Annotated in this window: 20 protein-coding genes and 1 pseudogene; 10 read left to right on the plus strand and 11 right to left on the minus strand. The window is 64.3% G+C overall.

Annotated features, from left to right (window positions below; genetic code table 11):
- The 5 genes from thrS to AC5RWT_RS15705 form a co-directional block, all read right to left on the minus strand.
- A complete protein-coding gene (gene thrS, locus AC5RWT_RS15685; RefSeq protein WP_494080959.1) occupies positions 1 to 2,013 on the minus strand; it encodes a threonine--tRNA ligase in 2,013 nt (670 codons plus the stop codon).
- Positions 2,014 to 2,219: 206 nt separating this feature from the next.
- A complete protein-coding gene (locus tag AC5RWT_RS15690) occupies positions 2,220 to 5,789 on the minus strand; it encodes a DNA polymerase III subunit alpha (protein WP_494080960.1) in 3,570 nt (1,189 codons plus the stop codon).
- A 91-nt stretch (positions 5,790 to 5,880) separates the two neighbouring features.
- The gene (locus AC5RWT_RS15695; protein WP_494080961.1) at positions 5,881 to 6,195 is read right to left on the minus strand and encodes a DUF6504 family protein; all 315 of its coding nucleotides are present in this window, start codon (positions 6,193 to 6,195) and stop codon (positions 5,881 to 5,883) included.
- A gap of 291 nt (positions 6,196 to 6,486) precedes the next feature.
- Positions 6,487 to 6,918: an SRPBCC domain-containing protein gene (locus tag AC5RWT_RS15700; RefSeq protein ID WP_494080962.1), complete on the minus strand. Its 432-nt coding sequence runs from the start codon at positions 6,916 to 6,918 to the stop codon at positions 6,487 to 6,489.
- 156 nt (positions 6,919 to 7,074) lie between these two features.
- Positions 7,075 to 7,854 (minus strand): SOS response-associated peptidase, encoded by a 780-nt coding sequence (locus AC5RWT_RS15705; protein ID WP_494080975.1) that lies wholly within the window; start codon positions 7,852 to 7,854, stop codon positions 7,075 to 7,077.
- A 133-nt stretch (positions 7,855 to 7,987) separates the two neighbouring features.
- Between AC5RWT_RS15705 and AC5RWT_RS15710 the strand changes: the two genes are divergently transcribed.
- The 3 genes from AC5RWT_RS15710 to AC5RWT_RS15720 all read left to right on the plus strand — a co-directional run bounded on the left by AC5RWT_RS15710 (position 7,988) and on the right by AC5RWT_RS15720 (position 10,124).
- Positions 7,988 to 8,245, plus strand: coding sequence for a glutaredoxin domain-containing protein (locus AC5RWT_RS15710; protein ID WP_494080963.1), 258 nt, complete (start codon positions 7,988 to 7,990; stop codon positions 8,243 to 8,245).
- Between the two features lie 164 nt (positions 8,246 to 8,409).
- Complete coding sequence (locus AC5RWT_RS15715; protein ID WP_494080964.1) at positions 8,410 to 9,498, plus strand: S-(hydroxymethyl)mycothiol dehydrogenase; 1,089 nt, start codon at positions 8,410 to 8,412, stop codon at positions 9,496 to 9,498.
- The gene (locus tag AC5RWT_RS15720) at positions 9,495 to 10,124 is read left to right on the plus strand and encodes an MBL fold metallo-hydrolase (protein WP_494080965.1); all 630 of its coding nucleotides are present in this window, start codon (positions 9,495 to 9,497) and stop codon (positions 10,122 to 10,124) included. Before AC5RWT_RS15715 ends, AC5RWT_RS15720 begins: the two co-directional genes overlap by 4 nt.
- A 30-nt stretch (positions 10,125 to 10,154) precedes the next feature.
- Here AC5RWT_RS15720 and AC5RWT_RS15725 read toward each other — a convergent pair whose 3' ends face one another.
- The 3 genes from AC5RWT_RS15725 to AC5RWT_RS15735 form a co-directional block, all read right to left on the minus strand.
- On the minus strand, positions 10,155 to 10,610 hold the full coding sequence (locus AC5RWT_RS15725; protein ID WP_494080966.1) for a DUF4262 domain-containing protein: 456 nt from the start codon (positions 10,608 to 10,610) through the stop codon (positions 10,155 to 10,157).
- A 120-nt stretch (positions 10,611 to 10,730) separates the two neighbouring features.
- On the minus strand, positions 10,731 to 11,840 hold the full coding sequence (moaA, locus tag AC5RWT_RS15730; protein WP_494043660.1) for a GTP 3',8-cyclase MoaA: 1,110 nt from the start codon (positions 11,838 to 11,840) through the stop codon (positions 10,731 to 10,733).
- A 52-nt stretch (positions 11,841 to 11,892) separates the two neighbouring features.
- On the minus strand, positions 11,893 to 12,672 hold the full coding sequence (locus AC5RWT_RS15735; RefSeq protein WP_494043659.1) for a lipoate--protein ligase family protein: 780 nt from the start codon (positions 12,670 to 12,672) through the stop codon (positions 11,893 to 11,895).
- Between the two features lie 110 nt (positions 12,673 to 12,782).
- Here AC5RWT_RS15735 and AC5RWT_RS15740 point away from each other — a divergent pair, with 110 nt between their 5' ends.
- A complete protein-coding gene (locus AC5RWT_RS15740) occupies positions 12,783 to 13,406 on the plus strand; it encodes a uridine kinase family protein (protein ID WP_494080967.1) in 624 nt (207 codons plus the stop codon).
- Positions 13,407 to 13,418: 12 nt separating this feature from the next.
- Here AC5RWT_RS15740 and AC5RWT_RS15745 read toward each other — a convergent pair whose 3' ends face one another.
- Positions 13,419 to 14,021 (minus strand): DnaJ family domain-containing protein, encoded by a 603-nt coding sequence (locus tag AC5RWT_RS15745; protein WP_494043657.1) that lies wholly within the window; start codon positions 14,019 to 14,021, stop codon positions 13,419 to 13,421.
- Between the two features lie 112 nt (positions 14,022 to 14,133).
- Here AC5RWT_RS15745 and AC5RWT_RS15750 point away from each other — a divergent pair, with 112 nt between their 5' ends.
- The 6 genes and pseudogenes from AC5RWT_RS15750 (at position 14,134) to AC5RWT_RS15775 (ending at position 20,785) form a co-directional block, all read left to right on the plus strand.
- Complete coding sequence (locus tag AC5RWT_RS15750; protein WP_494080968.1) at positions 14,134 to 15,036, plus strand: ribonuclease Z; 903 nt, start codon at positions 14,134 to 14,136, stop codon at positions 15,034 to 15,036.
- Between the two features lie 167 nt (positions 15,037 to 15,203).
- A complete protein-coding gene (locus tag AC5RWT_RS15755) occupies positions 15,204 to 15,455 on the plus strand; it encodes a hypothetical protein (RefSeq protein ID WP_494080969.1) in 252 nt (83 codons plus the stop codon).
- Positions 15,456 to 15,487: 32 nt separating this feature from the next.
- Positions 15,488 to 15,744, plus strand: a pseudogene (locus AC5RWT_RS15760) (pyridoxamine 5'-phosphate oxidase family protein); the annotation flags it as partial.
- A gap of 123 nt (positions 15,745 to 15,867) precedes the next feature.
- Positions 15,868 to 16,236, plus strand: a complete 369-nt coding sequence (locus AC5RWT_RS15765) for a cupin domain-containing protein (protein WP_494044177.1) — start codon at positions 15,868 to 15,870, stop codon at positions 16,234 to 16,236.
- A 968-nt stretch (positions 16,237 to 17,204) separates the two neighbouring features.
- On the plus strand, positions 17,205 to 18,329 hold the full coding sequence (locus AC5RWT_RS15770) for an AI-2E family transporter (RefSeq protein ID WP_494080970.1): 1,125 nt from the start codon (positions 17,205 to 17,207) through the stop codon (positions 18,327 to 18,329).
- Between the two features lie 578 nt (positions 18,330 to 18,907).
- Positions 18,908 to 20,785, plus strand: a complete 1,878-nt coding sequence (locus AC5RWT_RS15775; RefSeq protein ID WP_494080971.1) for a glycoside hydrolase family 15 protein — start codon at positions 18,908 to 18,910, stop codon at positions 20,783 to 20,785.
- 162 nt (positions 20,786 to 20,947) lie between these two features.
- On the opposite strand, the gene AC5RWT_RS15780 is transcribed toward AC5RWT_RS15775, so the two are convergent.
- Positions 20,948 to 21,220: an SHOCT domain-containing protein gene (locus AC5RWT_RS15780; RefSeq protein ID WP_494080972.1), complete on the minus strand. Its 273-nt coding sequence runs from the start codon at positions 21,218 to 21,220 to the stop codon at positions 20,948 to 20,950.
- A gap of 27 nt (positions 21,221 to 21,247) precedes the next feature.
- A complete protein-coding gene (locus AC5RWT_RS15785) occupies positions 21,248 to 21,676 on the minus strand; it encodes a DUF6325 family protein (protein WP_494080973.1) in 429 nt (142 codons plus the stop codon).
- Positions 21,677 to 21,884 lie beyond the last annotated feature (208 nt).

Raw genomic sequence — 21,884 nt, forward strand, 5'->3', positions numbered from 1 at the left:
TCAGTTGCCGCGCCTGGCGACAGCCTGCACGATCCGCGACACTGCCTCGTCCACCGGAATGCCGTTGTCCTGACTGCCGTCACGGAAGCGGAAGGAGACCGCTCCGGCTTCGGCATCCTCGCCGCCGGCGATCAGCACGAACGGTACTTTGTCCTTGCTGGCGGTGCGGATCTTCTTCGGGAAGCGGTCGGACCCCAGGTCGGCCTCGGCGCGGATGCCCTGCGCGCGCAGCTTGGCCACAATCTCCAGCATGTACTCGTTGAAGGTCTCCGCCACCGGAATGCCGACCACCTGTACCGGAGCGAGCCAGGCCGGGAACGCACCGGCGTAGTGCTCGATCAGCAGGCCCATGAACCGCTCCACCGATCCGAACAGCGCACGGTGGATCATCACCGGCCGCTGCCGGGAACCGTCGGCGGCCTGGTACTCCAGCTCGAACCGTTCCGGCAGGTTGAAGTCCAGCTGGATGGTGGACATCTGCCAGGTGCGGCCGATCGCGTCCCGCGCCTGCACCGAGATCTTCGGTCCGTAGAAGGCGGCTCCGCCCGGGTCCGGCACCAGTTCCAGGCCGGATGCTTCGGCCACCTCGGCCAGCGTGCGGGTGGCTTCATCCCAGACCTCGTCGGTGCCGACGAACTTTTCGGGATCCTTGGTGGAAAGTTCCAGGAAGAAGTCGTCCAGCCCGTAGTCCTTGAGCAGGTCCAGCACGAAGTTCAGCGTGGTGGTCAGCTCATCCTTCATCTGTTCGCGGGTGCAATAGATGTGGGCGTCGTCCTGGGTCATGCCCCGCACCCGGGTCAGCCCGTGGATCACGCCGGACTTCTCGTACCGGTAGACCGAACCGAACTCGAACAGCCGCAGCGGCAGTTCGCGGTAGGACCGTCCGCGCGAGCGGAAGATCAGGTTGTGCATGGGGCAGTTCATCGGCTTCAGGTAGTAGTCCTGGCCGGGCTTGATGACCTCGCCGGTCTCCGGGTCCCTGGTCTCGTCCACGTGCATCGGGGGGAACATGCCGTCCCGGTACCAGTCCAGGTGGCCGGACACCTCGTACAGATTGCTCTTGGTGATGTGCGGGGTGTAGACGAATTCGTAGCCGGCCTCGGTGTGCCGCTGCCGCGAGTAGTCTTCCATCGCCTTGCGGACAGTGCCGCCCTTGGGGTGGAAAACGGGCAGGCCGCTACCCAGTTCGTCCGGGAAGGAGAACAGGTCCAGTTCGGCGCCCAGCCGGCGGTGGTCCCGGCGCTCGGCCTCCGCCAGCCGCTCCTGGTAGGCCTTCAGGTCGTCCTTGGTGGGCCAAGCGGTGCCGTAGATGCGCTGCAGCTGCTTGTTCTTCTCGTTGCCGCGCCAGTACGCGGCGGCCGAACGGGTCAACGCGTAGGCGTTGGAGATCAGCTTGGTGTTCGGCAGGTGCGGGCCGCGGCAGAGGTCCTTCCAGACCACTTCGCCGCTCTTGGCGTCCACGTTGTCGTAGATGGTCAGTTCGCCGGAGCCAACTTCGATGCTGGCACCTTCGCCGGCCTCGTCGGAGTGGCCCTTGAGCCCGATCAGCTCTTCCTTGTACGGCTCCCCGGCCATCTCAGCCAAGGCCTCGGTCTCGGAGACCGCGCGGCGGACGAATCGTTGGTTGGAGTTGACGATCTTGAGCATCATCTTTTCCAGCTGCTTCAGGTCCTCCGGAGTGAAGGGCTCATCGACGTCGAAATCGAAGTAGAAGCCGTCGGTAATGTACGGACCGATGCCAAGCTTGGAGTCCTTGCGCAGCTGCTGCACGGCCTGGGCCATCACGTGCGCGGTGGAATGGCGCAGCACGTTCAAGCCGTCGGGCGAATCGATGGTCACGGCTTCCACCTTCGCGCCGGCCGGGATGGGCTGGTCCAAGTCCTTCAGCTCGCCGTCCACGCGTACGACGACGACCTCCCGCCGGGTGCCGTAAAGATCGGCTCCCGTCGTGCCCTCGGTCACCTGGTTCTCTTCGCCGTCGACGATGAGGGTGATGTTCTGGGGCGCTGACACGGAGGTCTCCTAATTGTTTGGCTGCGGCCATTACTGCAGCGACATACGTGGGCGCTGCAAGCCTCTACGATCGTATCCGCTGACGAGTTGCCGGACCAACATGGGCACGGCCGGATCAGGGATGACCACCGCTGAGGACCGGGCTGACACCGGCTGGCAGACCGCATGGATCGACGACTTCAACCGCGGAGTAGACCCGGCCGCTTTCACCCGGCCCGGGACGAACGGCTTCCGGCCAGCCAGGGTTCGGCCGGGCCGCGGTTGTCCAGGCCTTCCTCGGCCATGCGGCGGGCGAGTTCGGCGGTACTCCGCGCTCCGGTACCGCGAGCGGCAGGGGGTGCCGCCGGCGATGCGGCAGGGGTCCGATCGTGCGGCCCTTCGGAACGGACGGTGTTCCCCGGCAGCGGCAGACTGGCAGCGTCGGACAGATCCCAGGCCTCGAGCGCCTGCAACCCGATTCCTTTGGGACCGGTCCGGCGGGTGAGTCCACGGATGAGCAGCAGCTCGGTCCCGAACAGCAGCGAGCCGGAGCGTTCCTGTGCCTCCTGGAAAAAGGTGGCGTCTACACATCCGGTCCCGTCGTCCACGCTGATGAAAACCACCCGGCGGCCGCCGCGCATGGGCGGGGTTTGGGTGGCGACCCGGATGCCGGCCACCATCACCTCGCTTCCGTTGCGCAGACCCAGCAGATCCTTGGCCGGTGTGACACCTAGTTTTGCCAGCAGCGGCGCGTAGCTTTCCATCAAGTGGGAGCTGGCGTCGATCGAGAGCAAGTCCAGCTCGGTGCGCACCATGTCTACCGCCGTCGGTTCTGGGAAGACCGGGACCAGATTGCGCAGTTCCATGTCCCCCAGCGGTAGGGACAGCTGGCCTTCGGTGGGCTGGTAGCGCTTGGGCACCGGGCGTGCGGCCGGCTGGTCCAAGTGATACACCAGATCCGTCCTGCTTGCAGTACGTCCGCCGCGCTGGCCGGTTGCCCGGCTCAGTTCGTCGAAGGCTCCCAGCTGGGCCAGGCGTTTCAGTGCAGGTTTGCTGACCTTGCCCCGGGCCCGCAGATCGGCCAGCGATTCGTAAGGCTGCCCGGCGACAATGCGCTGGAGTTCGGCAGCAGAGAGCCCGTAGATGCCGGCAAGGCTGAGTCGGATGCCCAGCTTTTCTCCTGTACCGGAAGAAACGCGTTCCACCCGGTAGCGGTCAGTGCTGCGGTTGATGTCCAACGGCAGGATCGGGATGCCGAGCCGCCGCGCCTCGGCCACCAACAGCCGCCTTGGGTACATCCCCGGGTCGTGCTCCCAGAGCCCGGCGAGGAACGCCTCCGGATGGTGGGCTTTCAACCACGCGGTCTGGTAGGTGGGGACGGCGAAGGCGGCCCCATGGGCTTTGCAGAAGCCGAAGCTGCCAAAGGATTTCAAGGTAGTCCAGACCGTATCCACTACGTCCGGCGGGTAGCCCCGGTCCAGCGAAGCTTTGCGGAAATAATCCTCCACTGCCGGTTCGGCTTCCTCATTGCCCAGCAGCCGGCGGAATTCGTCCGCCTTGGCCAGCCCGCAGCCGGTGAAGACGTCAAAGGTCCGCAGGACTTGTTCATGGAAGACAGTCACGCCATGGGTTTCCTTTAGAACCGGGATCAGGTCCGGATGCGGGAAGCGCTCCGGAGCCCAGCCGTGGCGCTGCTCCAGGAACGGGCGGACCATGTCAGATTGCATGGGGCCGGGCCGGAACAGCGAAATGTCGATGATCAGGTCGTTGAAGTCCCGTGGCGCCATCTTGCCCACCAGTTCACGCTGGCCCGGGGATTCAATCTGGAAGCACCCCAGAGTGTGGGTGCTGCGGATCAGTTCGTAGGTCGGTTCGTCGTCCAGCGGGACCTGTTCCAGGTTGATTGTCCCGTCCGCGGCAATGTAGCCGGGCCCTTCCCCGTCCTCGCCCACCGGGTGTTTTCCGGCTGCTGTCACCGCTTCCTTGTTTGGATGGATGCGGGTAATTTCGGCGAGCGCGTAAGCCATCGAGCTCTGCATCCGCACACCCAGCACGTCCAGTTTGAGCATGCCCATCGGATCCATATCGTGCTTGTCGAACTGGCTCATCGGTAGTCCCAGTCCGCTGGGCTGGGTGGGGGTACGGTCCAGCAACGAGGTGTCGCCCAGGATCACCCCGCAAGGATGCATGGAGATATGCCGGGGCAGCCGGTCCAGCCGTTCGGTCAGGTCCACCAGCAGATCCAGTTGCTGGTTCTGCTCCACCTGGGCCGAAAACGCGCGCAGTTCCGGCTTCTCCGCCATCGCTTCACGGAATTTGCGCGCGGAGAACCGCCAAAGCTGTTTGGCGATGCCGGAGATCTCATCCTCCGGCAGGCCAAGTGCCAGGCCGGCGTCGCGGACCGCGCCGCGGGCACGGTAGCCGTTCTGCATGCTCATCAGGGTGACCCGCTCGCTGCCGAATCGGTCGAAGATTTTCTGGTAGACGTTGTGCCGTTCTGCGCTTTCCACGTCAATGTCTATGTCCGGCAGGGTGGAGCGGTCCTGGGAGAGGAAACGTTCAAAGATCAGCCCGTGGTCCAGCGGGTTTACGTGGCTGATGTAGAGCAGATAGTTCACCAGGCTGGAGGCCCCGGAGCCTCGGGCCGAGGCCCGAACGCCCATGCCGGTGATCATTCGCGATACTTCGGCAACTGTCAGGAAGTAGGAGGCGAAGCCCAGCCGGGAGATGATGCCCAGCTCATGTGCCAACCGGTCCCGCAGCCCCTGTTCCGCCCGTCCGGATATTCCGCCAAACCGTTCGGCGATGCCGGTTTCACAGCGCTGGAGCAGCTCGGTCATGGGTTCCCCATCGATCCCGATGACCGAGGCTTCAGGGACCACTGGATGCTTGAAGCCCATGTCCTGGTAAGGGTCCATCCGGCACCGGTCCGCCACGGCTTCCGTCATGGACAGCAGGCGGTGCACGTCCCGGCTTCCGCCACCGGCGGCCTGAACGATCTCCCGCGCCAGCGCGTGCATCTGGGCAGGGGATTTCAACCAGCCCTGGGCACTGGGCTGCAGGTCAGGCAGTTTGGACAAGGCCGTCAAAGCCCTAGCCGAGTCCAGCACATCTGCGGTGGCTGCTCCGTCCTCTTCGCAGTAGCGCACCGCATTGGTCAGCACTGCTGGAATCTTCAGCTCCCCGGCAAGGTTGAGCATGCGCACAGCATGGGCGGTGCTCAGGTTCTCGCCGGGTGCACTGAGGTGGGAAACGATCTCCATTGCCAACGATCCAACTGGCAGGACGGTGCGCCAGTGTCCGGCCAGCCGCCGCGCTTCGGCATAGCTGCGGCGGCGCAACGCCTGACCGACCTCGGACATCGGACCCAACAGCACCGTGAGGGCAGGTCCGCCGTCCGGAGTACCGGCATGCCGGGCGAGTTGTTCCAGCGTCACCCCGGGCGTCCGGTGCCTGCTTCCCCGCCCGCTGCCTGCCGTACCGTCATGCGCCGCGGAAATCAGGCGGCAGAGCGCATGGTAGCCGCTGCCTTGGCTTCCGCCATGCGCCAACACCACAACGCGCCCGGTGTCCCGGCCGCCGTCGTCCTGGACTGCCAGATCCACGCCGACTATCGGATCAATCCCCGCGGCCAGACATGCCTTGAGGTGCTTGACCGTTCCGTAAAGTCCGTCCCGGTCTGTGCAGGCCAAAGCGTCCGCTCCGAAGGAAGCGGCTGCGCCGGCCAATTCATCAGGCCAGGAGACACCGTAGTGGGCGCTGAACGCCGTGGATACATGCAGATGGGAAAAGCTCATTGGTCATTCCAAACGCCTTATTCAAGGCACAGGATCGTTATCCGGCAGGCTGCCGCGAAAACCGAGGCGAATAAATACTGCGGGTCTGCGCTCATGCGCTCAGTTCACGGACGGCATCATGGACACGGATCAGTCGCCAGCGATCGGCATCCACCTGATGGGAAAGATCCAAGGTACGGATCTGCGACCTGCCGTTCAGCCGTGCCTGAACACGCCAGATCTCATGGTCCACCAGCCCGGCTCCCCTGCCCCGCTCTGCCCGCAGTTCTTCCGCCCACCAATTGCGGCGTTCATACCAACGCACAGGTTCTGCGACGATCCGGTAGCTCCTGCCCTGCCACCGCAGCCGCAGCGGCTGTCCGGCAGGGGAACAAACAACTTCGACAGCTTCGCTGAAAACACCCATGTGCCAGCCACCTTTCATCTGGACAACGGGTCAGAGTCCGCAGCATGCGCCCCTGCGCCAACACGCCTGCCAAAGAACTTGACCCTCTTATTCTATTCGAATATGTGTTCGAATCCAAGATCAAGAGTAGGGGCGGGCACTGACAAAATCAGAGCGTGGAGGGGGTGCCCTCAGCCTGCCGCAGTTCCCTGGCTTGCCGCTACTACGCCCTAGATCCGAGCAGGGCCAAGACCGCTGCCATCTCATCAATGTCGCCGCATGGCGGCAGCGGGACGTCCGCGGCCCCCTTGCCTAGCCTTGCTCGGCCAGGTCCTTCACATCGCCCACCAGCTTGTCCCACATCAGCTTGGAGTGCTCGGCCGCTTCGGCAGTGGCATTGTTGTCTTGCGACAGTGTGAACTCGGTCCCGCCGGGAACTTCCTCCAGCGTCCAAGTGAGGCGGTGGTAGTTCTCCGGCGCGTCCTCTTGCCCGGTCAGCGGGCTGAAGTGTGTCACGACCAGCCGCCTGCCCGGTTCGAACTCCAGCACCCGGCCCCTGTCTTCGTAGGCCTTGCCTTCCCATTCACCCCGCCAGCGGATGGGCCCACCGATGCTCCAGTCCGTCTCGACCTCGGTACCGAACATGAACCCCTTGATGGCTTCGGGGTCGGTAATCACCGACCAGACACGATCGGGCTGTGCCGCGATGGTCGTCGTCGAACTGGCAACAAACTTTCCCGTCATCGGTTCCTCCCCCACATACCCACAGACGCCCTAAAGCGGCTGGGTCCGGCTACTCTCCCCCAGCTTCCAGCAGCGAGGGCCGGCGCACAATAAGTTCGGCGGAATTGTTCCGGCGCGGCCGTCGAGAAATCACGTCTCCGAACGGCCGAGCCAGCGCTATGCTGCCTCGGCGATGAGATCGGGCCCGTTGTTGCGCACATTGTTGACCTTGGAACTGACCCGCCGCGGAACAAGATGCGGTTCGGGCATAGCATCCAGCAGCTGTTGCACATCGGCCTCCGATGTTGTTTCCGGATCCAGCCAGTCCGAAAAAAGGTCACTGGGGACGATCAGCGGCGTTCTGTCATGGATGTGCCCGAGCGAATCGGAAGCTTGCGTGGTGATGATGGTGCAGGTCCGCAGCCACTTCTCCGGATGATCTTCCGGCAAGGCTGGGTCCGGCCAATTCTCGAAGAGAGCCGCGAAGGCCAGCATCTCTTCGCGTTCGCCATGCAGATAGGTCGGTATTTTGCCGTCGGGGGTCTTTTGCCATTCAAAGTACCCATCCGCAACCAGCAATCCGCGCTTTCTGGCCGCAGCCTTTCGGAACGAGGGTTTTTCCGTCACGGTCTCCATGCGTGCGTTGATCAGTCGTGCGCCGGATCGAGGATCCTTAGCCCACGGGGGTACCAGGCCCCACCGGGCCATGATGAGTTTTCTGGATACTCCATCGCCGCTGGGCCCCCTGCGGTCGATGATCAGGGGGACTTCGTCCGTCGGTGCAATGTTGTACGAAGGCTGGATTTCTTCAACGTAGGACTCATCGACGTCGAACGAAGCCACTAGGTCGCCGGTTCCCCGCGCCATGACGTATCTGCCACACATGCCTCCATTATGGTCCAGTACCGCGGATTCAGGCGGCGCAGGGCAGGCACAGTTCCCTGCCTTTCGTGGCATCCTGGGATCTCGCCCGCGGGCCGGAACGAAGGCCACCGGCCCGAACAGTCCGCGGCAACGCTCAGCGCCGGGAATGACCACGGCCGGCGCGACGTTGACATGTACACAAGCTTTCACACCAGAAGGAGCCACCTTGGATTACACACCTGCTGCCGGAACCGTCACCATGTTCTCCACCACCTGGTGCGGGTACTGCCGTCGCCTGAAGACCCAGTTCGATGCGCAGGGCATCGCCTACACCGAGATCAACATCGAAGAGGTCCCGGGCACCGCCGAGCTGGTCGAGAAGCTCAACGACGGAAACCAGACGGTTCCCACCCTGCTCTTCCCGGATGGCAGCAGCGCCACGAACCCGCCGCTCTCACTGGTCAAGGAGCGCCTGGGCGTCTAGCAGCCGCAGGCTCCACCGGCGGAATTCGAACCGCAGGCATCGAGGGCGCCACAGTTTTCATAACATTCGTTTTGGAAATTGTGGCGCCCCTGTTTTCTTCCTAGGATGGGCAGGGTGGCCGACGACGGCCCCGCCAGACTTCGCTAGGAAGGAATCACTCCCGCATGGTTCACAAGGTACGGGCAGTAGTGGCCCTGGAAAAGAATGCGCCGGTCTCCATCGAAACCATCCTGGTGCCGGACCCGGGTCCGGGCGAGGCGCTGGTGGACATCCTCACCTGCGGCGTCTGCCATACGGACCTGCACTACAAGCAGGGCGGGATCAACGACGACTTCCCGTTCCTGCTCGGCCACGAGGCCACCGGCGTGGTCAGCGCCGTGGGCCCGGACGTGACCAACCTGGTCCCCGGCGACCGCGTGATCCTGAACTGGCGCGCCGTCTGTGGTGAATGCCGGGCCTGCCAGCGCGGCCAGGCACAGTACTGCTTCAACACCCACAACGCCACGCAGAAGATGACGCTGGAGGACGGCACCGAACTCTCCCCGGCGCTGGGCATCGGCGCCTTTGCCGAGAAGACCCTGGTTGCCGCCGGCCAGTGCACCAAGGTGGACGACGACGTCGATCCGGCCGCGGTGGGCCTGCTCGGCTGCGGTGTGATGGCCGGCATTGGCGCCGCCATCAATACCGGTGAGGTCAAGCGCGGCGAATCCGTCGCCGTGATTGGCTGCGGCGGGGTTGGCATCGCCGCCGTCGCCGGTGCCAAACTGGCCGGTGCCACCACGATCATCGCGGTGGATATCGACGACAACAAGGTAGAACTGGCCAAGTCCCTGGGTGCCACGCACGGCATCAACTCCAAGGAGCAGGACCCGGTGGAGGCCATCCGGGCGCTGACCGGTGGCAACGGCGCCGACGTCGTCATTGAAGCAGTGGGCCGCCCGGAGACCTACAAGCAGGCCTTCTACGCCCGCGATTTGGCCGGCCGCGTGGTACTGGTGGGCGTCCCGACGCCGGATATGAAGCTCGAACTGCCGCTGCTGGATGTGTTCGGCCGCGGCGGCTCGCTGAAGTCCTCGTGGTACGGCGACTGCCTGCCCTCCCGCGACTTCCCCATGCTGGTCAGCCACTACAAGCAGGGCAACTTGGACCTGGACGCCTTCGTCACCGAGCGGATCACGCTGGATGATGTGGAGGCCGCCTTCGACAAGATGCACGACGGCAAGGTCCTGCGTTCGGTGGTGGAGGTCGCATGAGCGCCACGATCGAAAACCTAGTCACTTCCGGCACCTTCTCGCTGGACGGCGGCACCTGGGACGTGGACAACAACGTCTGGATCGTCGGTGACGACGCCGAGGTGTTCGTCATCGACCCGGCTCACGACCCGCAGGCCATCGCCGCCGCTGTCGGTTCCCGGACCGTGAAGGCCATCCTGCTGACCCACGGCCATGACGACCACATCCGCGCCGTCGGCGAATTCCGGGACCTGGTGAAGGCACCGGTGTACCTGCACGACGACGACCGGATGCTCTGGGACACGGTCTTCCCGGACAGCACGCCGGACCACTCGATCAAGGACGGAGATACGTTCGAGGTCGCGGGAGCGCAGCTGAAGGCCATCCACACCCCGGGCCATTCCCCCGGCTCGGTCTGCTTCCATCTGGAGTCTGCGGGCGTGCTGTTCAGCGGCGACACGCTGTTCAACGGCGGCCCCGGCGCCACCGGACGCAGCTACTCCAGCTTCGAGACGATCATCGAGTCGATCAAGGACAGGCTGCTGACGCTGCCGGCCGAGACCACGGTGAACACCGGCCACGGCGATGCCACCAGCATCGGCGCCGAGGCACCGCAACTGGACGAATGGATTGCCCGCGGGCACTGAGAACGGCCCGCTCAAATACACCGCCCGTGCTCAACCCGGCTTCGGCCTGAGCACGGGCGGTGTTCCATAGAGGGGCTGGGTCAGCACGTCCGGGACCTCCTGCTGCCACGGAAACAGCCCTTCCTTGTCGGCCCAGATGGCCTGCAGGCCGCGTAGCCGGCCCTTGTAAATATCTGCCGCGACCAGGAGCACATTCTCCGGCCGCTCAATCCGGGCCAGCGCCACTTTCCGCGGCCGCAGCGGTACTTCCATCCCGGCCACCAGGGTGCGGCCATGGTGGAGCACCCGGTGCGTCAAGAGGCTGAGAATGGCGTGGGTCTCCGCCAAGGTCCGTCCGGTAAGCAGTATTTCGGGATGCTGCACCTGGGTCAGCCCGATGGTGTAGCCAAAAGCGGTGTTGTCGGTGTCCCCCTCGACAATCATGCATTGCCAGCCGTACCTGTCGATGGTTCGGAGCGTCTTCTCCCTGGCCTCCCGATGGGTCATGCCATTGCAGATATCGCACACCACGGGCTCCTCTTGCCGATGGATTGACTTGTCCAGCCAGTCTGCAGGCGCGTCTGCTCCAACGGCACCGGCGAATCCGCCGATGTGGATAAGTCTGTATCAGCCGCCGATGTAGTGCATCTCCACTTTCCGCCCGGGCCAGCCGGTCGCCGGCGGGGCACCTGCCTGGGCCGGAGCGCCGCCGGAACGGGGGTCAACGCCCGCGGTCTCGGCGCTGCGCAGCTCCGAATAGCGGTCCGTCCGGCGGCGCCACACGCCGGCGAGCACGCCGGCCAGTTCGTCGTCGTTGGCGCCACCGCGCAGCAAAGCCCTCAGGTCGGTGCCGCCGGTGCCGAACAGGCAGGTGAACAGCTTCCCGTCGGTACTCAGCCGGGCCCGGGTGCAGCCGTGGCAGAACGCCTGCGTGACACTGGAAATCGTCCCGATCTCGCCGCCGCCGTCCCGGTACCTGAAGCGCGTCGCGGTCTCGCCCGCGTAGCGGGGAGCCAGCGGTTCCAGCGGGAGTTCGGCATCGATCCGCCGCACCACCTCGGCGGAGGGGACCACCTGCTCCAGGTTCCAGCCGTTGGTGGAACCGACATCCATGTATTCGATGAACCGCACGATGTGCCCCGTATGGCGGAAGTGGCGCGCCATCGCGAGGACGCCGCCGTCGTTCATTCCGCGCTTGACCACCATGTTCACCTTGACCGGGCCAAGCCCGACGGCGGCCGCGGCCTCGATTGCCTCCAGCACCGTGGCCACGGGGTAGTCGACGTCGTTCATCTGCCGGAAGGTGGCGTCATCGACGGAGTCGAGCGAGACCGTTACCCGGGACAGCCCGGCCGCCTTGAGAACCGCCGCCTTGCGGGCCAGCACGGAACCGTTCGTGGTCATCGCCAGGTCCAGCGGGCGGCCTTCGGGAGTGCGCAGTTCTGCGAGCCCGGCCACCAAATTTTCGATCCCCCGCCGCAGCAGCGGTTCGCCGCCGGTCAGCCGGATCTTTTCCACGCCCTGTGCGGCCGCTATCCGGGCCACCCGGGTGATCTCCTCGAAGCTGAGCAGTTGGTCTTTCGGCAGGAAAACGAAGTCGCGCCCGAAGATTTCCTTGGGCATGCAGTAGACGCAGCGGAAGTTGCACCGGTCGGTCACGGAGATCCGCAGATCACGCAGTGGCCGGTCCAGTACATCGTTCAGAGTATGCGGACCGTGCTGCGCTGGCCCGTCCATGGTGTGCCTCCGCCGTGTGCCGGGACTCGAAGTCCCTTCCAGACTAGGCTGGCTACACCCGGACTACAACGGGCGCCGGCACCCGGGCCAGCAGCTCGCCGAACGCCCCGTCCCGCACCGCCGCCTGGTCCGAGTAGACCGCCCGCAGCGACCGTTCAACCATGGCGACGTTCAGCCCGGGCACCAGGTCTTCGGCCGAACCGGCGGTTGCCGGGTCCCAGTCCAGTCCCAGTGCGTCGTAGCTGGCCGTCAGCACCTCGCGCAGCGGAGCCGAATCCCGCACCACCACCACCGAGGAAAACAGCCAGGCACCGGCGACTACCCGTTGCGCGGTCCCCACCAGCTTGACCCGGCGCAGCGGGTCAACCGCGTGTGCGCCGTGGATGCTGAACTCGCCGGGGCAGTACTCCCCCGGGATTTCGCCGACGGCGGCGAGCAGTCCCGCATCGCGCAGGCCTGAAGCGATGAGCTCGCCGAACTGGCTAAAGCGCTTCTTCGCGCCGGCAATGGCGTCGGCCAGCGGCTCCACGTGGTCCAGTATCAGGCAGCCTTCGTGGTACGCCGCGGCACGGCCTCCTGCCTTGCGCACCAGCGGCTCGAAACCGAGTTCGCGGCAACGCCGTGCTGCCTCTTCAAAGCCGGGCAGGTGGGCGTCGCGCTGGCCAAACGCCACCGTAGGCGCCGGACGGTAGACGCGCATGGTGGGGCCGAGACGTCCCTGCTTGGCGGCGGCCAGCAGTTCCAGCCCGTACTGCAGGTCCGCTTCCGCACCGAACGATTCCGGCTGCTTGACCCATTCCAGTCCGCCAGCGGTCTGCGGTGACTGCTCCAACGTGATGCCTGCTTCCTCAACGTGCTGCTCGGCGCTTCCGGCCGGGGCGGAATACCCCTGCCATCTTACGGCGCGGCCGGCTTACGACCCGGACACGGAATAATAGCGATGTGCCTTCTCCCCAAACCCCGCTCATTTTGCTCGGCGGCGCCTCCGGTTCCGGCAAGTCCTATCTGGCGGCCCGGTTCGGCCGCCCGCACGTGGAGCTCGACGGGTTCTACCGGGAGATCGGCGAGCACACCGCGGCTACCCCGCTGCCGCAAACGCCTTACGGAGAGATCGACTGGGACCATCCCGGGACCTGGAACAGCGGCGCCGCGGCCCGCGCGATGGTGCAATTGCTGCAGACCGGGCGGACCGAGATCCCCAACTACTCCATCGCCACCTCCAGCTACACCGGTCATCGCACCGTGTCTCTCGCCGAAGGCCCGGTGATCGCCGAGGGCATCTTCGCCGATGCCGTGCTGGCCCCGTTGCGCGGCCTCGGGGTGGAGGTGGACGCAGTCTTCATCAAGGTCCCTCCCCTCACGACGGCGGTGCGCCGGCTGGTGCGCGACCTCCGCGAGCAGCGCAAACCGCTGCCGTTCCTGCTCAAGCGCGGCTGGGCGCTCTTCCGCTCCGAGCGAGGCGTGCGTGACCGCTACTTGCAAGCAGGGTTCCGTGTCGTCGCCAAGCGACAGGTCAAGAAGGAACTGGCCGGGCTGCAGCCGCTTTCGGTCGGCGGCCGACAGTAGCGCTGCAAAAACCTACTCGGTGACGTCCCAGATCCGGCGCCACCAATGACGCTTCGGCTCGGGCTCCGGCGCTTCATCCGCCGCTGCGGCGGCCCTGGCCACGCGGCGCTCGCGCCAGCGTTCCACTTCGTACTCCAGGTCGCGGGTCTTGGTGATGACCGGTGGGCCTCCCTGCAACTGGCGCCGCGCGTTGATGACCCTGGCGTTGAAGTCCTCCAAGATCTCGCGCACCTGCCGTTCCGCAACCTGTTGGTCCAGCCGGCCATCCAGTTCGGCGTCCTCGGTGCGCAACAGCAGGGCTTCCGGGCCCAGCCCGGTCAGGTGCTCGCGCTCGATCAACCCCTTGAGCCACCAGTCGGGGTCGTATCCATTGCCCAGGTTCGGAATCGGTTTGCCCGCATATTTCAGGTCGTCGAAGTCGCCGCGGGCCATCGCCTCCCGGACCAGGTAGTCCGCGCGCCGGGAGGTGTCCAGCTCCCGGATTTTCCGCTGCTTCTCCTCGTCCGCCGCGGTCTGTTCGGCGTCCTCCGGGCCAGTCGGGCCTTGTTCCCGCGCGGCGCGCAACTCGGCGGCGCGTTCCATCCGCCGGCCGTTGTCCCCGGATGTCCTGCCCATCTGTCCCTCACCACCTCCGTAGAGCCTTAGCCCGGCTGCGCAGCCACGGGCGTTGTTGATATTTTCCCAGCCCGGCCTACACGCGGCAATGCGCGGTGGCAGACTCGGAGCCATGCGCGCATTCGTCGTCCTCGGCACCGCCTCCCAGGTCCCCACCCGGACCCGCAATCACAACGGTTACCTGTTGCGCTGGGACGGCGAGGGATTGCTGTTCGATCCGGGCGAGGGCACGCAGCGGCAGATGATCCTGGCCGGCGTCTCGGCCAGCCGGATCACCCGCATCTGCCTCACGCATCTGCACGGCGACCACTGCTACGGCTTGCCGGGCGTGCTTTCGCGCATGGTCCTGGATGGGGTCGAGCATCCGGTCCATCTGCATTACCCCGCCTCCGGCGAGGACGTGGTCCGGGCGCTGGTCTCGCTCGCCTCCCCGGGACTGGACCTGCACCTGCACCCGCACGGCGCGGCCGGCGCCATTGCGGATGGCCTCGAAGTACGCCCCCTGGACCACCGGATTGAGGCCTACGGCTACCGACTGACGGAGCCCGCCGGCCGCACCCTGCTGCCCGAGCGGCTCGCTGCCGCCGGGATTGCCGGCCCCGACGTTGGACGCCTGCTTTACCAGCGGACCCTGAACGGTGTGCGGCTGGAAGATGTCAGCGTGCCGCGGCCCGGCCAGCGGTTCGCCTTCGTCATGGACACTGCGGTGTGCGCCGGCGCGGAAGAACTCGCGGACGGAGCGGACCTGTTGGTGGCGGAGTCCACCTTCAGCGACGACGACGGCGCGCTGGCAGCGCAGTACCGCCACCTCACGGCGGGACAGGCAGGCGACCTCGCCGCCGGCGGCGAGGTGGGCATGCTGGTACTCACGCACTTCTCATCGCGTTACGGGGACTTGATCCCGCTCGGTGAGCAGGCCCGCGCCCGTGCGGGGAACACCGCCGTCGTTATTGCACGGGACCTGGACGTAATCCCCTTTCCCAAGCGCCGGCAGACCGCGACGCGAGGACAATAGCCGCGGGAGGCCGGCGTCCGTCCCTGCCTGGACGTCAGTGCCAGCACAGTTCCGCGGTCCTCTTCCACCTCCGGCAGCGGATTCGGGCTCCGACCTATTTCCCTCGGCAAGCGTTCGGGCTATGTTGGCACACTAACCGGTTGGATCAACAGTTGAAGGAGGCCGCGATGAGTGAACAGAACCGTCCCGAAGACGAGCAGAACCTGCCGGATCCGGAGTTGAATGTCCAGGGCGAAGACCCGGTCATTCCCGATGAAGGCGTGGATGCGGTCCCGCCGGACCTAGTGGACGCCGGGGTCGACACAGACTCCGAGCGGCCGGTGGACGAAACCCTGTCCGACCCGCTCGAAGGCGGCGTGCCGGACGAGCGCCCGGGTGCGTCGCTGGACGACTTCGACCCGGAGGACCCTATGCAATAAGCCTTGTCCGCTGACCGAGTAGGCTCGCCGCCATGGAGAACAAGCCCTCACCGCCCACCACCGAGGTCCTGGGAGCAGACGACTGCTGGCGGCTGCTTCGAGGTGTTGCGCTGGGCCGTCTCGCCGTGTGGGTAGACGACCACCCGGAGTTGTTTCCGCTCAAGTTCCGGACCGACCACGAGACCATCGTTTCCGCACTGCGCCAGGCACAAAACTGTCAGCGGCGTTGATGGGAAAACCGGTGGCACTGGAAGCCGACCACATCAATAGCCGCACCCATCAGGCCTGGAGTGTCGTCGTCAAAGGGCAGGCGGCAGAGGTGGGACCGACCGAAGAATTCCGGCGCGTTGACCCCCTCCCGGGACGCTGCCACACTTTGAGCATCACACCTTTTGGTTCAAAGGAGATCCTCATGGCTGGCATGATCCGCAAGAGTCTGGACGAACCCGAGGAAACCCGTCCTTTCGAGGAAGGCATGGGAAAGCTTGATCTGGTCAATCTTGAGGCCGGCGGCGTGGGGCGGGGCGTTTTCGAACCCGGCTGGCAATGGTCCAAGCACGTGAAGCCGATCGCCAAGACGGACAGCTGCCAAGCCAGCCACGCTGGCTATGTGCTGTCCGGACGGATGAAGATCGTCATGGACGACGGCCAAGAAAGCGAGTTTGCCGCCGGCGACTACATGTCTGTACCCCCGGGCCATGATGCCTGGGTCATCGGCGACGAGCAATGCGTGGTCATCGACTGGGCGGGTTACGCCGACTACGCCAAGCGACGGGACTAAATTTCATCCCCGCCCGACTCTGGGAGTCCAGCCTGGTGCCGGCCCCGCTAGGCGACTGACAACTAGCCAGTCGCCTAGGCTAGGTCCGCATGTTGTTCGCCACCCACCTGTAGGAGCAGAGTCTCGATTGGCTCCTCAGTGTGCTGAGGCAACGGCGGCTTTCTCTCTACAAGTCGAATGACTCCGTTTTGAAGCGCCCCGAGCAGCCGGAGCCACCGCAGAAACCGGACGGTTCGTCACTCACAATCCTCCCGTGCACCCTCCACCGTTCGTCCTGCTGGCCCGGGAATCATCGGGTGCAGATGCTGGCTGGGTCCTCGGCCCGGGCTGATCACCGGCGGGAAAGGAACAAAAATACACCCGGTTCGCCACCGGTGGTCGCTTTTATGCAACGTCAGAAAATCATTCCGGCCGGGTGATACTCACTTGACGGCCGAGTTGGAACCATCCAGCCATCCCGCCATCTACCCATGTCGCGGAGCAGACAGGCAGCCGTGCTGAGGACCGCCGTCGCTGCGGCCGAGATCCTGAACGTGATTCTCTTCCCATAGCGCTGCCCCGTTGCTTCCCGAAACCACCGGTTCTACTCCCTTCCGGACAAGCTACCTGTTTCCCTGTCGGCGAGTTCGGACTATGTTGTCAGCCTAAGCCGCCGTCAGCGCATCAACGATCGCAGGAGGCCACGATGAGCGAAGAGATCCGCCCGGAAGACGGCCTGAATCTGACGGACCCCGAGCGGAACATCCACGGCGACGAAACCGTCCTTCCCGATGAGGGCGTTGTCGCAGTGCCGCTGAGCCATGCCGTCGTTGACACTGATTCGGACCGGCCCGTGGAAAGACACTTAGGACCCGCTCTAAGGCGGCGTGCCGGACGCCCGCCTGGGCGCGCTGCTAGAGGAGTTCAACCCGGACCCCCGCGACTAGAACGCGGAAAATCCGGGTTTCCACCAACGGAGGGAACCCAGCATGTCACCATCCTCGCGCATCCCCACGTCCCAGCAGGCGGGCAGCGCATGGCAGGATACGCTCGGACGCGCGGGCAGCCGCTGCGCGCAGATCCTGCTGATCCTGACTCTCGTCAGTCTTACGGTGTATGGATTGTTACGAGTCAGCCTGCTGCTGATTCCGGTACTGATCGCGCTGATACTGTCCGCAGCGATCGGCCCGTTGGTGAACCTGCTGCGCCGTGCGGGTCTGCCAGGCGTACCGGCAACGCTTCTGTCCTTCCTGGGCTTGCTGGTGGTTCTGGCGGTGACGGGAACCGTTATTGTCCTGGCGGTGCGCAGCCAGTTGAATGAACTGGTTGCCGCCACCTCCTCCGGGCTCGATCAACTCGATTCATTCCTGCTGAATGGGCCGTTTCCGATCAGCCAGGAGCAACTGGCACAAGGACGCCAGGCCTTGATCGATTTCGCCACTAGCGCCCAAGCCCGGTCCAGCGCGCTGTCGGGCTTGTCGGCGGCCACTGAGTTTTTTGCGGGCACCGCACTGATGGTTATTGTCCTTTTCTTCTTCCTCAAAGACGGGGCGAAAATCTGGAACTTCCTGTTACGTCCGTTCAGCGGCCCGCGGGAAGCCAAACTGCGCCGTGCTGGCAAGCGCACGCTCGAGGTGCTGGGCAGCTACGTACGGGGAACGGCCATCATTGCACTGATCGACGCAACGGCAATCGGCATTGGCCTGCTGGTGCTGCAGGTCCCGCTGGCCATCCCGCTGGCCATGATCGTCTTCCTCGGTGCCTTCATTCCGCTTGTGGGAGCCACGGTTGCCAGCGTGCTGGCCGTACTGGTAGCGCTCGTGACCCGAGGTCCAATTATCGCCGTCATCGTGGTCATCATCGTCGTCGCAGTCAACCAACTGGAAAACCATCTGCTGCAACCGATCGTGATGGCCAGGTCACTGAAGCTGCATGCGTTGGTAATCCTGTTTTCGCTGACCGCCGGCACGATCCTGGCCGGCATCATCGGCGCGGTGCTGGCCGTTCCGTTGGCCGCAGTTGCGTGGGCCGTGTTGCAGGTCTGGACCGCCGAGGACCCGCGGCTTGAGGACCTCAACCCGGACCTGCCTCCGGCCGGTTCCGAGCCGACATAACCTCACCGAAACGCCCCCATTGACGGGCGCGGCAACTGGCGCACTGACTTGCTACCGTCGCAGTGCCACAGTGCCGGCTTTAAGCGACGTTCAAAGGCGATCCCCATGGCTGGCATGATCTGGCCACGGCCAGCTAGACAATGCGTAGTGGTCGCCGTCCACCGGTCGGAGCAGCATCTCGATTGGCTCCTAGGTGACCTGAGACAAGGGGCCTTTGGCCATAGACGTCGAATGGCTCCGAGTCTGAAGCGCCCCGAGCAGCCGGACCCACCTCAGAAACCCGGACAATGTTTGCCGTTCCCAACATCCCGCCATGCACGTGGGCAGCGTCCTGATTCTGATGTTGTCAGTGACGGTCGCCGATGAGGAGGATTAGTGCGTTCGGCTCCCCCAACAGCTTCATGGGACTTAAGTGGTTGCTCATCCTTTGGGGATGATGACACGGGCCGCGGGCGCCCACAACATTAATTGAGAGTCACCACGATCCAGCCTGACGAAATGCTGCCGCCAAACCTTTCCTGTCCTTTCAGCATCCGCCGTCAGAACGGTCTCCATTATCTGAAGAATAGGTCTCCGTCATGAACACACACCCACTGATCGCCGATCATGGTCTTATCGGTGATCTGCAGACGACGGCGCTGGTTGCCACAGACGGCACTCTGGATTGGTTCTGCAGCCCACGCTTCGATTCGCCCAGCATCTTCGCCTCCTTGCTGGATCATGAGCACGGAGGCCACTTCACCACGCGACCCCGCGAGAAAGCATTCGCAACGAAGCAGCTCTATTTCCCCGATACAGCAATCCTGATTACGCGTTTTCTGACTGAAGCAGGGGTCGGAGAACTTACCGACTTCATGATTCCCACCACGGGCACTGCCCCCAGTCAGCAGCACCGGCTTGTGCGGATGGTCCGATGCGTTCGCGGGAGGATCTCGTTCGAGATCGAGGTTGCTCCCCGATTCGACTACGGACGGCAGAGCCATGAGCTGAGTCTCACTGATTCCGGCGCGGTCTTCGACGCAGGCGAGACACGCCTAAGCCTCAGCCTCATTCGTGAGGAGGACGACGAAAGGCTAGGTCGTTCTGTATCCTCCGACGAAGGTATGCTGCGGGCCGTCCTCGACCTTGAGGAAGGTCAAATGCGTGGGGTCGTGCTGGAAACGGGCCCGGATGTTGCCCCCACGGTGATGCGACCGGCGCAGGCACAGCAGTTGGCCGACGACACCGCACACTTTTGGCAAAACTGGCTCAGTCAGTCCACCTACACAGGACGGTGGCGCGCGGTCCTGGAGCGGTCGGCTATCACGCTGAAGCTGCTGACCTATGCGCCCAGCGGAAGCTTGGTGGCTGCCCCCACAGCCGGTCTTCCGGAAGAGATCGGCGGTGAACGCAACTGGGACTACAGATTCACCTGGGTCCGCGATGGATCATTCTCGGTTCACGCGCTGCTTCGCATGGGATTCGTCGATGAGGCTGTCGGCTTTAGCCACTGGCTCCGCGACCGCGTTACCGAGCCTCGGGAGGAAGGCTCCTACCCGCTGGATATCATGTACCGCGTTGATGGCAGCACGGACCTCCACGAGGAAGTCCTGGCGGATTGGAAAGGCTACCGCGGCTCCTACCCGGTGCGGATTGGAAACGGAGCCGCTGACCAACTCCAACTGGACATTTACGGCGAAGCGCTCGATGCGGTCTACTACCTCGACGGCGCAGGCGTCGGAATCGGACAATCCGGGTGGCTCGCCATCTCCGAATTGCTTAATTGGCTCGCCGATAACTGGGACCAGCCGGAAGAAGGGATCTGGGAGACCCGGGGCGGGCGCAAAGACTTCACGTACGGACGACTCATGTGTTGGGTCGCGTTTGACCGTGGCATCCGACTCGCGACGTCGCACGGGCGGCCGGCGCCACTCACCCGGTGGATAGCAGAACGGGACGCCATCTACCAACAGATCATGGAAAAGGGGTGGAGCAGCGAACGCCAGGCTTTCGTCCAGCAGTATGGAGAGAATGTCCTGGACGCCGCATTGCTGAAGATGCCTCAGGTTGGCTTCGTGTCCCCACAAGATCCCATGTGGCAGTCGACCCTCCGGGCGATGGATACAGAGCTCGTCTCCGATAGCTTGGTCTATCGCTACGACCCCAGCGCCTCCCCGGACGGGCTGCGCGGTTCGGAGGGGACGTTCTCACTATGCACGTTCCTCTACGTAGATGCCTTGGCCCGGTCCAACCGGCTCGATGAAGCACGATTAACGTTCGACAAGATGCTGACTTACGCAAACCACGTCGGGTTGTACTCCGAGGAGATCGCTGCCACCGGAGAGCAGATCGGCAACTTTCCACAAGCGTTTACTCATCTGGCACTTATCGACGCCGCCATCACCCTCAACGACCGTCTGGACGCCGCGCAGAATGGCCGGCGATTCGGGAGCCAGACTCGGCACACCTCGCCGTAAGACCGCAGCCCACTTCCCGACCGTCTGGGTCGCTGCGTCAGCGGCCCTCTTGGTGGTTTATCCGCCTGGGTCGTACGCCGTCGCGGGGATGCCCAAATGGGCGGGGCGCCGCGCAGTTGGACGTCTACAGATGCAAGCGGAGAAGGGCCGCTCCCCCGAAGGTCATGACAGGAGCCTCGCTTTCGCGGCAGCGAATTCCTTGTCAGTCAACACGTGGGCGGCGTGCAGTTCAGCAAGTATCTCCAGTTGATCAGCCAGCCACTCTTTACCAGCGGGGGTAGCGGACGGGACACTGGGTGCCCGCAGTTCTGATGCCCGGCGGGCACGGACACGATCATCAAGTGAACCTGCTGTTACGCGTGCTGCACCCGAGAGGGCAGCAGATCTCGCTATGGTTCCCAGCAGCCCGGGTAGGCCGCTTCTCGCAAATGTCATCAGAATTACTCGGGTTCTTTGTTCGGTTCAGGTCGCGGAAATGCCGGCTGCTTCGACGGCAGCGACCACTATGTCATGCGGAATTCTCGCGTATAGGGTAGTTACCCCTCCTGAATCCTGTACGGCATCGGAAAGGTGCTGCGCCCAACGATGCTCCAGCGCTAGCACCAATGCTGTTTCGTTGTTTCCTATTGATTCGGCAGCGACTTCAAGGTCCGTGTCGCTGAGAAGCGTCAGCAACCGGGAATAATCTACGAGGCCCGACCAAGCCTCCTGAAGGTGGTCTTCCATATCACGGACGTGCACTACTCCGTACTGGTCTCTCGATAGCAAAACCAGATCGATGATGGCCACCGCACCGGGCTTGACGGCTTCCCTCAAGGCATCGATGACGGTTGCGTCGACCTCGGATCGCGGAAACGCACAGATCATGACTTCAACGGGTCCGACTTTCATGTGTGACTCCTGTTGGCCGGAACTGCAAGTCCTACAAATATTCCCTGTGCCGAACCGGTCAGACCTCACCCGCCCCGGATGATCTGTTGACCTTCCAGCCACGCGACCGGTGGGACTGCCCCGGGTTTCGTTGACTCTCGGGGTTGATGGTTTCTAAGCGGCTTGAAGGCCGGTTTCGATTGTCTCAAATTCGAGGGGTGTGAGGCGG

The organism is Arthrobacter sp. Dra40 (assembly GCF_059091905.1).

Excerpts from the sequence above, each read along its gene's own strand:
- AC5RWT_RS15690 (WP_494080960.1), bottom strand. The coding sequence starts at position 5,789 with ATGAGCTTTTCCCATCTGCATGTATCCACGGCGTTCAGCGCCCACTAC.
- AC5RWT_RS15695 (WP_494080961.1), bottom strand. The coding sequence starts at position 6,195 with ATGGGTGTTTTCAGCGAAGCTGTCGAAGTTGTTTGTTCCCCTGCCGGA.
- AC5RWT_RS15700 (WP_494080962.1), bottom strand. The coding sequence starts at position 6,918 with ATGACGGGAAAGTTTGTTGCCAGTTCGACGACGACCATCGCGGCACAG.
- AC5RWT_RS15705 (WP_494080975.1), bottom strand. The coding sequence starts at position 7,854 with ATGCCACGAAAGGCAGGGAACTGTGCCTGCCCTGCGCCGCCTGAATCC.
- AC5RWT_RS15715 (WP_494080964.1), top strand. The coding sequence starts at position 8,410 with ATGGTTCACAAGGTACGGGCAGTAGTGGCCCTGGAAAAGAATGCGCCG.
- AC5RWT_RS15720 (WP_494080965.1), top strand. The coding sequence starts at position 9,495 with ATGAGCGCCACGATCGAAAACCTAGTCACTTCCGGCACCTTCTCGCTG.
- AC5RWT_RS15725 (WP_494080966.1), bottom strand. The coding sequence starts at position 10,610 with ATGACCCATCGGGAGGCCAGGGAGAAGACGCTCCGAACCATCGACAGG.
- moaA (WP_494043660.1), bottom strand. The coding sequence starts at position 11,840 with ATGGACGGGCCAGCGCAGCACGGTCCGCATACTCTGAACGATGTACTG.
- AC5RWT_RS15745 (WP_494043657.1), bottom strand. The coding sequence starts at position 14,021 with ATGGGCAGGACATCCGGGGACAACGGCCGGCGGATGGAACGCGCCGCC.
- AC5RWT_RS15750 (WP_494080968.1), top strand. The coding sequence starts at position 14,134 with ATGCGCGCATTCGTCGTCCTCGGCACCGCCTCCCAGGTCCCCACCCGG.
- AC5RWT_RS15755 (WP_494080969.1), top strand. The coding sequence starts at position 15,204 with ATGAGTGAACAGAACCGTCCCGAAGACGAGCAGAACCTGCCGGATCCG.
- AC5RWT_RS15765 (WP_494044177.1), top strand. The coding sequence starts at position 15,868 with ATGGCTGGCATGATCCGCAAGAGTCTGGACGAACCCGAGGAAACCCGT.
- AC5RWT_RS15770 (WP_494080970.1), top strand. The coding sequence starts at position 17,205 with ATGTCACCATCCTCGCGCATCCCCACGTCCCAGCAGGCGGGCAGCGCA.
- AC5RWT_RS15775 (WP_494080971.1), top strand. The coding sequence starts at position 18,908 with ATGAACACACACCCACTGATCGCCGATCATGGTCTTATCGGTGATCTG.
- AC5RWT_RS15780 (WP_494080972.1), bottom strand. The coding sequence starts at position 21,220 with ATGACATTTGCGAGAAGCGGCCTACCCGGGCTGCTGGGAACCATAGCG.
- AC5RWT_RS15785 (WP_494080973.1), bottom strand. The coding sequence starts at position 21,676 with ATGAAAGTCGGACCCGTTGAAGTCATGATCTGTGCGTTTCCGCGATCC.